Here is an 11,947-nt window from a genome sequence, read left to right on the forward strand (position 1 = left end):
GAGGTGAACTCCCCACCCTGGACGGACACTCCGCAGTCGATCATACGCGCGGCGTGCCGACCAGCAGGTCGGCCACCTCCTGGAGATCCGCGAGCAGCCCCGGGGGATCCTGGTCGAGGTCGAGGGCGTGCTGGTGGATGACGATGCCGGCGTGCCGCACGGTGTGGGCCGCGTGCGCCGCGTTGCCCTTGGCGTACACGAGATGCCCTTCCGGCAGGCCCAGAGCGGTGCAGTACGCGAGCATCTGATACAGGTCGGCGTCGGGAAACCCGTCCCGCTTCTCGGCCTTGTACTTGGCGTCCACCACGGCACGGACCGCTCCACCCGGCTCGTACAGCACGAGGTCGGGCTTCATCCGGATCGCGGCGGCCTCGTCGAGGTGATGCGGATCCTGGAGCCGGGCCACATGACCGCGGGCGCGGCAGGCCTCCCGCAGTGCGACGGTCACGAAGTCTTCGAAGAGCTTGTTCATGTCGAACAGGAACCCGTCCACGCGCAGTCCGCCCACGGCATGTTCGACCGAGGTGCCGTCCAGGACGGCCCTGGCAAGATGAAGGGCTTGGTGGTACCGGGCGTTGAGGCGGGTGGGCCGCCACGCCGGCAGCGGCTGCCCCCGCACCAGTGCGTCCGCGTCGGCAAGTCGGGCACGCTGGTGGAGGAGCCTGCGCCGGACGCCGCCCGGCACACCGGGCAGCCGGAGCAGGCGTTCCACGGCCGCGCGCAGGATGCGGTTCTCCGCGATGTCGGTGGTGAAATCGTCGAAGGCGACCTCGATGGGCAGTGTGGCGCCGAACCTCCTGCGTATCTGTTCGGACTCCCGGATGCGCCCGCGCACGACGAGGGCGGATTCCTCCGCCGCTCGGTATCCCTGAAGCAGCCCCTGCCGCAGAGCACGCTCGATCTGCCGTTCCACAGCATGAGCGAGGGCGGGCAACAGATCGCTCTGTTCGGCGAGACCCACGTCCCCGTCCCGCCAGATGCCCTCCGGGTTCTGGGCATATCCGAGGAGGAAGAACAGCCGGGCGACGGGAACCTTGGACGTGACGCGCACGGTGACCGGGGTGCCGGTGTCCGGTGCCGTGAAGGTCATCGCGCCGACCTTGCTGCCGGCTCGCAGCGACCAGCGCCCGGAGACGTACGGATCCGGGGTCGCTTCCACCATGCCCCCTGCTGCCAGGGTGCGCCCGATGACGTCCGGCAGGGGGACGGAGACCGCGGGGGCGTGTTCGACGAGTTCGATGACCCGGGTCACCCGAGCGACTCCCGTAGCGCCGCAAGGCCGTACCGCTTCTCGACGTCCACGCCCTCGCCGTAGTGGTGTTCCTCAAGGAGCGGGAGGATCTTGGTCCGCCAGGTCCGCTCAAGACCGCCCTCGCGGTAGACGCCCTTCTTCATCAGATACGAGGGCCCGATGCGGAAGTCGGCGTCATCGATACGGGAGTTGAGCGCATCGAGCAGTTCGGCCGGCTCGCTGTCGCGGCCCGCCTGCGCCAGCCAGCGGCGCAGCAGTCCGCTCGTCGGCTCGGTGCCGGGGGAGAGCTCGACGAACGCGAAGCGCCGCCGCATGGCGGCGTCGACGAGGGCGATCGAGCGGTCGGCGGTGTTCATGGTGCCGATCACGAACAAATTGGGCGGCAGGGCGAAGTCGTCACCGGAGTAGGTGAGTCGGACGGACTTGTTCCGGTACTCCAGGAGGAAGTACAGCTCGCCGAAGACCTTCGCCAGGTTGGCGCGGTTGATCTCGTCGATGATCAGAAAGTGCGGGACGTGACGGTTGCCCTCGCGGGAGGCCAGATCGGCGAGCTCGCGCAGCGGGCCGGCGGTGAGCCGGAAGGCGACCTCGCGGGTCTGGGGATCCTCCTGGGGCCGGAAGCCCTCGAAGAAGTCCTCGTACGCGTAGGAGGGGTGGAACTGGACGAGCTTGACCCGCTCCGGGCCGCCGCCGAGGAACTCGGCCAGCTTCAGCGCCAGATAGGTCTTGCCTGTTCCCGGCGGGCCGTACAGCACCAACTGCCGTTCGTCCCAGAGCAGATCGCGCACCTCACGCAGCCACGCGGTGTCATGCACCAGGAGCTCGGCGGCCAGGTCGTCCGTCGGGTCGGGCAGTTCCAGCTCCCGTCGGGCGGCCAGCGCGGGCACTTCCGTGCTCGGGTCACGCTCTATCGCCTCCGCCTCCTCCGCCAGCTCCTGGTCGGTGAGGCCGAGTCCCTCGATGTGGGCCTGGACGGAGGTGAGGTCGACGACGTCGTGCTGGATGGACAGCTTCTGCTGCAGTTCCTCCGGAAGATCGTCGTACGGGAATCCTGCGGGCTGCCACTCGACCGGCCGCCGCAGGTTGGACCGCCGGTCCTCGGACTCCGACTGCTCGGCCTCGCCCGTGACCTCACCGACGTACAGCCGACCGCCGGAGATCGTGCACACGCTGTCGCCCGGCTTCATACGGGACAGGAAGGCGTGCAGGTCCTCGACGAGCTGCTGCTTCTGGCTGTAGGTCGCGGTCGACTCGTAGCCCTCCTGGACCAGGGTGCGCAGCTCGTCCTTGCTGACACCCTGCTTGACGCCCTGCCTCAGCCTGGAGGCGGGCAGGCTGACGCGTCCTTCGGACAGCCACAGGCGCTGGACCAGGTCGAGCCCCGTGACATTGGAACCACGCACGAGCCAAGGTCGGTTAGGCCCGGCCCACACCCCGGACATGTAGTCCGACAGGGGTCGGTCGTCCTCCGTCCGCCACTCCTCCCACCCGTTGCGCGGAGCCCCGACCAGCACCACGGCGGCGAAGGAAGGCGAGCCGAACTCGACGTCCTCGGTCAGCTCCAGCCAACCCGGCCAGCGCGTCGACGCCACCAGCACACCCTGCGCCTTCAGCTCCTCCCGCCGCTTGCTCGGCGCCTTGAAGTGCCTGCCGAGCGACGGCATGACATGGTCACGGGCCGGCGACCCCGCCCGCACGAGGAACTTCCGGCTCCCGTTCGTCCCCGTCTCGTCCAGCAGCACTCCGCGCGCTCGCTCGACGCCGTCACTGTTGGGCAGGCGCAGCCGGAACTCCGGGTACTCGTGGGCCACGGATCACCTCTCTCAATGGACCGACCTCGCCCCGCAGCGTACTGCGGGGCACCGACAGCGACCGGGTGGCCGGGGGCGACGCCGTCGTTCGGCCGGCCCGGAGTGAGACGAGGAGCCCACGCGTGTCAGTGGAGGCCGCCATGATGGCCGCATGCAGAAGCTCGAAGCACATGAGATGCCTCTTCACAAGGTCTTCAGCAGTGACTACGACTTCCGGATTCCGGACTATCAGCGCCCGTACGCCTGGGAGGAGGAGCAGGCCGTCCAGCTGCTCACCGACCTCGCGGAGGCGCTGGACCGGGGCACCGAGGAGCCGTACTTCCTCGGCTCGCTGGTCCTCGTCAAGGAGAGCGGGCAGCCGAGATCAGACGTCATCGACGGCCAGCAGCGTCTGACCACCCTCACCATCCTGCTGTCGGTCCTGCGTGACCTGACGGCCCAGGCTGAGCTCCGTGACGCCCTGCACAAGCTGATCAACCAGCCCGGTGACCCGATTCTCGGCAGGAAACCTCAGCCGCGGCTGAAGCACCGTCAGCGCGACGCGGACTTCTTCCACAAGTACGTCCAGACCGGCGGCGCCATCGACACGCTGCTCGCCCTGGACAGGACCACGCTGGCGACGGACGCGCAGAAGGCCGTCAAAGACAACACGGCGGCCCTCCACAGTGAGCTGGAGGGCTGGTCCGAGGAGCGCCGCCTCGGCCTGGTCAGGATGCTCGGCGAGCGGACCTTCCTCGTTGTGGTCGCCACCCCCGACCTGGAGAGCGCTCACCGGATCTTCAGCGTGATGAACTCCCGCGGTCTGGATCTTTCCCCCACCGACATCTTCAAATCGCAGATCATCGGAGCTCTGGAGGACGCGGGGGAGTCGGCGAGCTGCGCTCGCAAGTGGGAGGACGCCGAAGAGACTCTGGGCAGGGACGACTTCGCCGACCTCTTCCTCCACCTGCGGATGATCTACGAGAAGAAGCGGGCCGAGGGGAAACTGCTCAAGGAGTTCCCCGAGCAGGTGCTCGGCCGCTACCTCCCAGACAGGGCGGATGTCTTCGTCAACGACGTCGTCGTCCCGTATGCCGAGGCGTACGCCCAGATTCGCGACGTGCGCTACGAGGCTTCGTCCGGCGCGGAACAGGTCAACGCCTGGTTCAAGCGGCTCCAACAGACCGACAACAACGACTGGCGGCCGGCCGCGCTGTGGGCGCTGCGCAACTACGAGCACGACCCGGCGTGGCTCGACCGCTTCCTGCGCGCGCTGGAACGCCTGTCCGCCAGCATGTTCATCCGCCGCGTGTACACCACCCCGCGCGTGATGCGCTACGCGGAACTGCTCCGCCAGCTCGACCAGGGCCAGGGCCTGGACTCGCCCGCGTTCGAACTCACGGAGGCCGAGAAGGCCGAGACCCGCGCCCGGCTCGAAGGCGAGCTGTACCTCGTGGGCAAGATCCGCAAGTACGTGCTGCTCCGTGTCGACGAGGTGCTCTCCGAGGCCCACGGTGTGAAGTACGACCTGCCGCTCATCACCGTCGAGCATGTGCTGCCGCAGCACCCGCCGGCCGGTTCGCGGTGGACGGAGCTGTTCGACGAGGACCAGCGCGCGCACTGGACCCATCGGCTCGGCAACCTGGTCCTGCTGAACCGGGCGAAGAACTCCGCCGCGCAGAACTACGACTTCACCGCGAAGAAGGCCAAGTACTTCACCGGCCGCAGCGGTGCGGTTCCCTTCGCCCTGACCAGCCAGGTGCTCCAGTACGAGGACTGGACGCCGGACGTGCTGGAGGCCCAGCAGAAGACGCTGGTCGACCTCCTGGTCAAGGAGTGGGCCCTGTGACCGCCGGGCCGTCGGTGCCCAGCGCCGCCAGAAGCCCGGACACCTCCCGCAGGCGGACGCGGATCTCCGTCGGGGCCGGGGGCAGTTCGCAGGTCCGGTAGTGGCACGCCGCGCTGAGCGCCGACCAGGTGGTGCGGCAGCGGCGGGCGGTGTCCTGGCCCGCGTACCACTCCAGGCACAGCATCCGGTGCTTGCCGACCCGGGTCATGGAGGGGGTGACCCGGGTCCAGTAGGCGTCCATTGCCTGGTCGAGTGCCATCCGGAGCAGTACGGCCGCGGCGCGGGCGCGCACGCCCGGGGCCAGGGCGAGCGCGCGCCCGGGCCCGGGGAGCAGGAGGTGGCCGGCGGCGGTCACCAGGGTCTCGGGGGACGCGCTCATCGGACACCTCCGGAACCCTGCGTTCCCGCGGCGCTCCGGATGGCCTTGGCGAGCGCCGTGGTGCGACGCACCAGACTCTTGCGGTCGTCGACCGTCGGAAGGGGCGCGTGCGAGCCGGAGTTGAAGGCCTCGATCAGCGCCCAGCCGCCGGGGTGGATCCGCTCAAGGGCCTCGCGGGCGGGCTGCCGCGCGTCACCCACCAGGGCAAGGGACACGTACGTCTTGGTGCGCTCCAGGGAGCCGACCCGCTCCTCCACGGCCCGCAGGCTCAACCCCTGCTCGTCGCGCAGCCTGCGGCGCGCGGTCTCCAGACAGGCGGCCTCGACCGCCACCCGGCACATCGCGGGGAGGACATGGTCGGCCACTTCCTGCGGCAGACCCGGGTCGAGGGAGACGGCCCGCGCTTCCGCGAGGGCCTGGTCCACCGGGTCGGTGAGGGTCTCCACGCCCACCACCGAATTGGTCTGACGGGTGACGCGCAGGACGGTCGCCTCGATGCCGAGGTGGGCGATGGCCTGCTGGAGCCGGGTGTCGTGGGTGAACACGATCACTTGCCGGTCGCGGGCGCAGGCGTCCAGGACCCGGGCCAGGCCTTCCACCTTCTCGGGGTCCATGGACTGCACCGGGTCGTCGATCACGAGGAAGCCGAAGGGGCTGGCCGCGTGGGTGGCGCGGGGCAGGAACAGGGAGAGCGCGAGGGAGTGCAGCTCGCCCTGGCTCATCACGCTGTAGGCGGGGGCCGACATCTCGTCCACGGAGACGTCCAGTTCGACCCTGCCACGCCCGGGGGTACCGGCGAGCGTGACGGAGCCGAGCGTGACACTGCTGTGCTCGCACAGCTGCCGCCACACCTCCTGGGAGCGCTGGGCGAAGGGCCCCAGCCGCTCGTCGCGCAGCTCGTCGATGATCGGCCGCAGCCAGGTGCGGGCCGTGCGCGCGTGCTTGCGCCGCTCGCGGGCGCTCTCGGCAGCCTCCTCCGCGCCCAGCCACTCCGCGAGCCGCACGGCCGTCGGCTGCCAGACACCGTCGTGCTCGGCGAGCCGGCGGGCGGCATCCTCCCGCATCTGCCGGCAGGCCTCGTCGAGGGCGGTCGCGGCGCGCTCGATGCGGTCCGCCAGCTCCCGGGGATGGGCCACGTCCCTGCACTGCGCCCACTCCTGCCACACCGACGCGAACGGGGACGACTCTCCTCTCAGCCACACCGGAACCGGCTGGACGAGGCCATGGGCGGCCCGCACCGCGTCCGCCACCTTCTGCCGGGCCGCCGCGGCGTCCTCGGCCTCCGCCCGGAGCCGCTCCACCTCGGCGCGGGTCCGTTCGGCCCACGCCCGGTCGAGCCGCTGCTCCGCGCCGCAGACCGGGCAGTCCGTGGTCCGCGAGCGCCGCTGCTGCTCCAGCGCCGCCTCAAGGAGGCCGGCCAGGCGACGGGCCTCCTCGGCCCGGCCGTACCGGGCGTCCTCGGCGTGCGCGGCGGCGTCCCGCAGCCGCTCGACGACCGCGCCGACCTCCCGCAGGTCCAGTTCGTCGAGACCGGCGTACTGCCGCAGCCGGGCCAGCCCGGAGTCGGTCGCCGGGTCGCGGCCCTCAAGGAGGGCCCGCACCCGGTCGGGGGCGCGCGTGCTTCCCGACAGGGCCTGCACGGCCTCGCGGGCCCGGGGGTCGTCGAGCGCGGCCAGCTCGGTGAGGAGCTCTGCGGTGAGTGCGTCGGCCCGCTTGATCACCTGGTCGCACTCGCTCGCCGCGTCCTTGACCCGGCCGTCGAACTCCGCGAGCAGTTCGAGCCCGAGGAGCTTGAAGAAGGCGTCGTGCAGCCCACCGAGGGTGCCGTTGATCATCGAGCCGAGTTCGCTGTACGGCAGGAAGGGCCGGGCCAGGTCGAGCGCCTCCGGGTCGATGACCTCGGCCGGCTTCCGCTCGGAGCCGTCGGCCCCCTCGACCCTGGTCCGGGCTTCGGTGACCTTGGTCCCGAACCAGGTCCGCCGCACGGTGACGGCCTCACCGTGCTCGCCGACGGTGAGCTCGACGGCGACCTCGGGCGTGACGTCGGGGCTGTGCAGGTTGCGCCAGCCCTTCTGCCAGTCGCCGGCCCGCCGCCCGTCCCACCGGGAGTTGAGTCCCGTGATCGCGGTCTCGGCGGCCTCGGCGAAGCTCGACTTGCCCGAGCCGTTGGGCCCCGCGACGACGACCAGGCCGGGCCCCGGCGGCAGTTCGAGCGTGGTCCGCGGCCCGATGCCGCGCCAGCCGCCCGCGGTGATGGACCGCAGCTGTACGGGATCGGCGCGTCCACTGCCGCCACCGGCCCGCTCGTCGGGGAGCAGCTCGCGCAGCAGCTCCCGCACCTTCGGCGCAAGGCCGGATTCGTCCAGGCGGGTGAGGAGAAGGGCGCGCAGAGAGGCGGAGGGCTGATCGGTCATGGTCGGTTCCCTTTGGCTGGGCGTGACGGAGGGGGCCGCGCGGGCTGATGATGCACCTTGTTGGCATCTTGAGCATGACGAAATCTTGTTAGCGTTGTCAACGGAGTTCACGTTTTCATCAATTCGAAACTGTGTACACGTGGCGCTAGGATGATCTCTCTTGTACGGGTGGGGATGTGAGGAGGGGGACACATGACGTACAACCGCGAGGACGGACCCTCGGCGGTCGAGTTCCGGCAGGCGCGTGAGGAGTGGATCGAAGGCAGGATCCAGGACCTTGCCGACCTGCTGGAGGCCGCCGGTCCGGACCTGTACGAGCTGCTGCCGGCGGATCTGGGAGAACCTCGCCTGGCCGCGGCGGTCACCGTGGCCAGGGTGGCCGCGGACGAGGCGCGTACCCAGCCCGTGGCGGAGACCGCCCGTTGGCTCGAGCGCCTGATTCCCGGCGGGCACCGCCACGACCTGGCGGGAGCGGCCCGGGCACTCCGTTCGCGGCTGGCGACCTGGGGTGAGCCGGCCGTCTGGTCGTGGAGCGCCACGGCATGGGAGGAGATGGCCCTGTGGTGGTGGCGACGGCATCAGCCGCGCACCGGTGATCCCGCACGGGACTTCGCCGAGTGGCGCTCGCGCTGGTCGGCGGAGATTCCCTGGAACGGGGACATCGACGAGCCCGAGCAGGCACCGCGACGGCATGGCCGTGCCCTCCTCACGCCCACCGAATTCTTCGCAGCAGAACCCGAACCGCTGCGACTCCTGGCCCACGCGGTGCTCAGGTCACCCCGAACGGTCGCCGCCGTCGAGGATGCCGTCCTGCTGCGCGAGGAACATCTCCAGAGCGCGGGGCACCTGAGGTGGCTGGCCGAACAGCAGGCCTGCGTCGACCAGCTCGAAGCGTGGCGCAGAGCTCAGCAGGAAACCGGGACCGAGGCCACACGGGGCTTCCTGGCGGAACTGTCCGAAGCCGCCAAGCGCTACGCCACGCTGGTCCTTCAACCCGTCGTCGAGGCCCTTTTCGCCGGCGAGCGCGCCCTCCTGGACGGCAGTCGGCCGGGCGCGCACCGCAATGCCGCCGACTACCTGGACGTGTTCCTCGACTGGCAGGTGCAGTCTGACGAGGACGCGTGGAGGGACGACGTACCGAGTGCGGACGTGGCGTGGCAGGCCCGGGACCATCGCGAGCGGGGAGAGACGACCTGGCAGGGCATACGGGGCTCCGTACCCGTCTGGTACCACATCGTCACCTCCCCGCAGGAGAAGGCGGCCGCCCTCGCCTACTCGGGCCGGCCGTCGGCCTCCGTCGTCCGCGTCCGGACCGGCGACGATGATGTGACGGTCCAAGGACTCTCTCTGTTCGAGGGATTGTTCGACGAGGCCGACGAGTCGGCGGACTGGTATCCCGATCCCGGTATCGACGTTCCGTACGACCCGGACAGCGCCTTCGACCTGTGCGCGCTGCTCGCCCTTGCGCACCTCGGCCATGCGAGGCTGGAGTTCCTGACGGTCCACTCGGACGGAGCGGTGCGCACCCTGCGATCGGTCCGCGCGCTCATACGCGAGGACGATGTCAAGGCCTACCGGCGCTGGGCCCTGGCCGCGTTGACGGACCTGGCTCCCGACCCGGAGGACCTCGTCGACCTCATCGCGCGGGACGAGCGGGTGAGCGAAGACGAATGGAGCGAGGACGAATGGGGCGAGACCGACGGGCTGGGTGGCGCTGACCCTGGAGCCGGTCCCGACGGTGCTCCCTCTCCCGAGCAGGAAGCCCCTTCCTCCGTTCGCCGCACCGCGGGTGGCAGCCTTCCGCCTGAACTGCTCGGCAAGGTGAAGGCCCTGCTCCGCAAGGCGGAGGACCAGGCGGCCACGGAGGAGGAGGCGCGCGCCTTCCTCGCCAAGGCCACGGAGCTCATGGCGAAGTACGGCATCGAGCAGGCCATGCTCGACGACCTGGACGCACCCGCCGGTCCATTGGACAAGGTGGTCGAGGTCCACCCGCCCTATGCCAAGGAGATGCGGCGGCTGCTCAGCTGGATCGCCGAGGTCATGCGCTGCCGCTCGGTGTACCCCGGAGGCAAGGCGAACCGCCTGCGGGTCCACCTCTTCGGCTTCGAGTCCGACATTCAGGCCAGCGAGGTTCTGTTCGCCAGCCTGCGGCTTCAGATGCTGGACGGAGCGGACCGCGCCGACCGCCTGTACCGGCCGGCGGGGGAGGACGCGCGGGCCTACAAGCGTTCGTGGATGCTCGGGTTCATCCGTGAGGTGACCGACCGGGTCAAGGCCGCGCAGGAGGCGGCACGGGCGGCCGCGGAGCAGGAGCAGGAGACGGCCGAGGGCGCGGGACGCGCGGCGCGCAGTGTGGCCCTGGTCCTCGCGGACCGGTCGACCGTGGTGGACGCACGCCTGAACGACCGCTACCCCAAGCTGGGCAAGACTCGGCCCACGAAGTTCAAGGGGACCGGCTACCGGCAGGGGCGCGTCGACGGCCGGCGAGCCGACATCAGCGGGCAGACCATCGTTCCCGACACGCGTACCGAGCAGCTCGTCGGCTGATCGCGCCAGGGGCGACCGATCACGGTGAGGTGGTGGGACGGTCGTCGAGTTCCGCCCAGACGGTCTTGCCGCCGGGTGGGTAGGGCTCGGTGCCCCAGCGGTCGGCGAGCGCGGCGACAAGGAGGAGGCCGCGGCCTGACTCGGCCTCCTCCGGCAGGGCCTCCGGCGTGGGTACGGGCACGGGTACGGGGGCGCGGTCGCCCCGGGCGTCGATGACCGCGATACGGAGGACACCGGACGCGGTGTCGAGGGCGAGGGTGACACGGAAGTCACGGCCCGGCACCCAGCCGTGCCGGGTCGCGTTGGCGGCGAGTTCGGCGACGATCTGTTCGGCGCGCTCCGTGACGATGGGTGACACCTCCCACGCGCGGAGCTGCCCGGTGGCGAGCAGCCGGGCAAGGCGTGCGCCACGGCGGGTGGAGGACAGGAGCTGGGCGAACGTACGTACTGTTTACGCAGGTTGGGGCGAGGTCGGCGTCATGGGATCACGGTGGCGGGTGGTGCGGGCCGCGATCCAGGGCAGAGGCCCGTACGGTGAGTCAGCGTACGGGCACATTGGGTGGACGGTACGGGGCTTTGCCGTCACTCTGGGTGCTGTCGATCGCGTGGACTGCACGACGCACAAGCACGTACGCACCTGGAGGTGGCCGCGGATGACGGCGCACGGCGACGCGAGCGAGAACGACGACCTTGCGGTCTGCGAGGCGGAACGGGAACCCGACCCCTCGGACAGTCTGCGGACCTTCGGTGCCGTCGTCCAGGCCCTGCGCGAGCACGCGGGGCTCAGCAGGGTCCAGTTCGGAGAACTGGTCCGGTTCTCCAAGCACACCGTGGAGTCGGTGGAGTTGGGGCGGCGGATGCCGGACGAGTCGTTCGTGGACCGGGCGGAGGAGGCGACGGGGAACACAGGGGCGTTGAAGAAGGCGGCGCCGCATCTGAGCCGCGGGGAGGCGGGGCTTGCGGCCTGGTTCCGGCAGTGGGCGCGGCTGGAGAAGGTGGCGGTGAGCCTGTGTACGTACGAGTGCCGGCTGGTGCCGGGCCTTCTGCAGTCGGAGGCGTATGCGAGGGCGGTGTTCGAGGGCACCGTGCCCGTGGCGCCGGACGACCAGCTGGCGGACTACATGGCCAAGCGCATGGAGCGACAGAGGATGCTGTTCGAGCGCCCGACCACGCCGTTCAGCTTCATCGTCGAGGAGCACGTCTTCCGGCGGCGGTTCGGGGACGAGCAGCAGATGCGGGAGCTGTACGACCATGTGTTGGCGCTCAGTGCGCCTCGGAACGTGACGCTGCAGATCGTGCCGTTCGAGGCGGGGTTGCATGCCTGTCTGGACGGGCCTCTTCAGCTCCTGGAGACCCCGAAGGGACAGCGACTCGCTTACTCCGAAGGTCAGCAGAACGGGCGTCTGATCTCCGATCCGAAAGAGGTGAGTCTGCTCCACCAGCGCTATGACACACTGCGCTCGCAGGCCCTGAACGCCAAGGACTCGCGGGGTCTGCTGGAGCGACTCCGAGGAGAACTATGAGCACGACGGAACTGGCCTGGTTCAAGTCCAGCTACAGCGGCAGCCAGGGTGACAGCTGCGTCGAGGTCGCTGTCACCGAGCAGACCGTCCACGTACGCGACTCCAAGGACGTCACCCGCCCCGACTTCGCGGTCGGACGCGAGGGCTGGGCGCGGTTCGTGGGGTTCGCGGCGGAGGCCTGAGCAGTGGTCCC

At 70.3% G+C, this 11,947-nt stretch carries 9 protein-coding genes; 4 read left to right on the forward strand and 5 right to left on the reverse strand.

The genetic code is table 11. The features are described from left to right. Positions 1-40: 40 nt before the first annotated feature. Positions 41-1,252, reverse strand: a complete 1,212-nt coding sequence (locus tag JAO84_RS28270; RefSeq protein ID WP_370415341.1) for an McrC family protein — start codon at positions 1,250-1,252, stop codon at positions 41-43. Further along, on the reverse strand, positions 1,249-3,063 hold the full coding sequence (locus JAO84_RS28275) for a DUF4357 domain-containing protein (protein WP_370415342.1): 1,815 nt from the start codon (positions 3,061-3,063) through the stop codon (positions 1,249-1,251). Before JAO84_RS28275 ends, JAO84_RS28270 begins: the two co-directional genes overlap by 4 nt. 151 nt (positions 3,064-3,214) lie before the next feature. On the opposite strand from JAO84_RS28275, the gene JAO84_RS28280 reads away from it, so the two are divergent. After that, complete coding sequence (locus JAO84_RS28280) at positions 3,215-4,891, forward strand: DUF262 domain-containing protein (RefSeq protein WP_370415343.1); 1,677 nt, start codon at positions 3,215-3,217, stop codon at positions 4,889-4,891. On the opposite strand, the gene JAO84_RS28285 is transcribed toward JAO84_RS28280, so the two are convergent. Continuing rightward, entirely contained in the window at positions 4,872-5,270 is a 399-nt protein-coding gene (locus JAO84_RS28285; RefSeq protein WP_370415344.1) for a hypothetical protein, read from the reverse strand. The genes JAO84_RS28280 and JAO84_RS28285 overlap by 20 nt on opposite strands. After that, positions 5,267-7,684: an AAA family ATPase gene (locus tag JAO84_RS28290; protein WP_370415345.1), complete on the reverse strand. Its 2,418-nt coding sequence runs from the start codon at positions 7,682-7,684 to the stop codon at positions 5,267-5,269. The genes JAO84_RS28285 and JAO84_RS28290 overlap by 4 nt, the downstream gene beginning before the upstream one ends. 192 nt (positions 7,685-7,876) lie before the next feature. Here JAO84_RS28290 and JAO84_RS28295 point away from each other — a divergent pair, with 192 nt between their 5' ends. Further along, on the forward strand, positions 7,877-10,231 hold the full coding sequence (locus tag JAO84_RS28295) for a DUF2786 domain-containing protein (RefSeq protein WP_370415346.1): 2,355 nt from the start codon (positions 7,877-7,879) through the stop codon (positions 10,229-10,231). A 19-nt stretch (positions 10,232-10,250) separates the two neighbouring features. Here JAO84_RS28295 and JAO84_RS28300 read toward each other — a convergent pair whose 3' ends face one another. Then, entirely contained in the window at positions 10,251-10,658 is a 408-nt protein-coding gene (locus tag JAO84_RS28300) for an ATP-binding protein (protein WP_370416886.1), read from the reverse strand. Between the two features lie 226 nt (positions 10,659-10,884). Here JAO84_RS28300 and JAO84_RS28305 point away from each other — a divergent pair, with 226 nt between their 5' ends. Together JAO84_RS28305 and JAO84_RS28310 are read left to right on the forward strand one after the other, a co-directional pair. After that, positions 10,885-11,754, forward strand: coding sequence for a helix-turn-helix domain-containing protein (locus JAO84_RS28305; protein ID WP_370415347.1), 870 nt, complete (start codon positions 10,885-10,887; stop codon positions 11,752-11,754). Next, the gene (locus tag JAO84_RS28310) at positions 11,751-11,936 is read left to right on the forward strand and encodes a DUF397 domain-containing protein (RefSeq protein WP_370415348.1); all 186 of its coding nucleotides are present in this window, start codon (positions 11,751-11,753) and stop codon (positions 11,934-11,936) included. Before JAO84_RS28305 ends, JAO84_RS28310 begins: the two co-directional genes overlap by 4 nt. Positions 11,937-11,947 lie beyond the last annotated feature (11 nt).

Origin of the sequence: Streptomyces fradiae (genome assembly GCF_041270065.1) — a bacterium.
Taxonomy (GTDB): domain Bacteria; phylum Actinomycetota; class Actinomycetes; order Streptomycetales; family Streptomycetaceae; genus Streptomyces.

Coding starts and splice junctions, on each gene's coding strand:
- JAO84_RS28280 (WP_370415343.1), top strand. CDS start 3,215: ATGCAGAAGCTCGAAGCACATGAGATGCCTCTTCACAAGGTCTTCAGC.
- JAO84_RS28285 (WP_370415344.1), bottom strand. CDS start 5,270: ATGAGCGCGTCCCCCGAGACCCTGGTGACCGCCGCCGGCCACCTCCTG.
- JAO84_RS28290 (WP_370415345.1), bottom strand. CDS start 7,684: ATGACCGATCAGCCCTCCGCCTCTCTGCGCGCCCTTCTCCTCACCCGC.
- JAO84_RS28295 (WP_370415346.1), top strand. CDS start 7,877: ATGACGTACAACCGCGAGGACGGACCCTCGGCGGTCGAGTTCCGGCAG.
- JAO84_RS28305 (WP_370415347.1), top strand. CDS start 10,885: ATGACGGCGCACGGCGACGCGAGCGAGAACGACGACCTTGCGGTCTGC.
- JAO84_RS28310 (WP_370415348.1), top strand. CDS start 11,751: ATGAGCACGACGGAACTGGCCTGGTTCAAGTCCAGCTACAGCGGCAGC.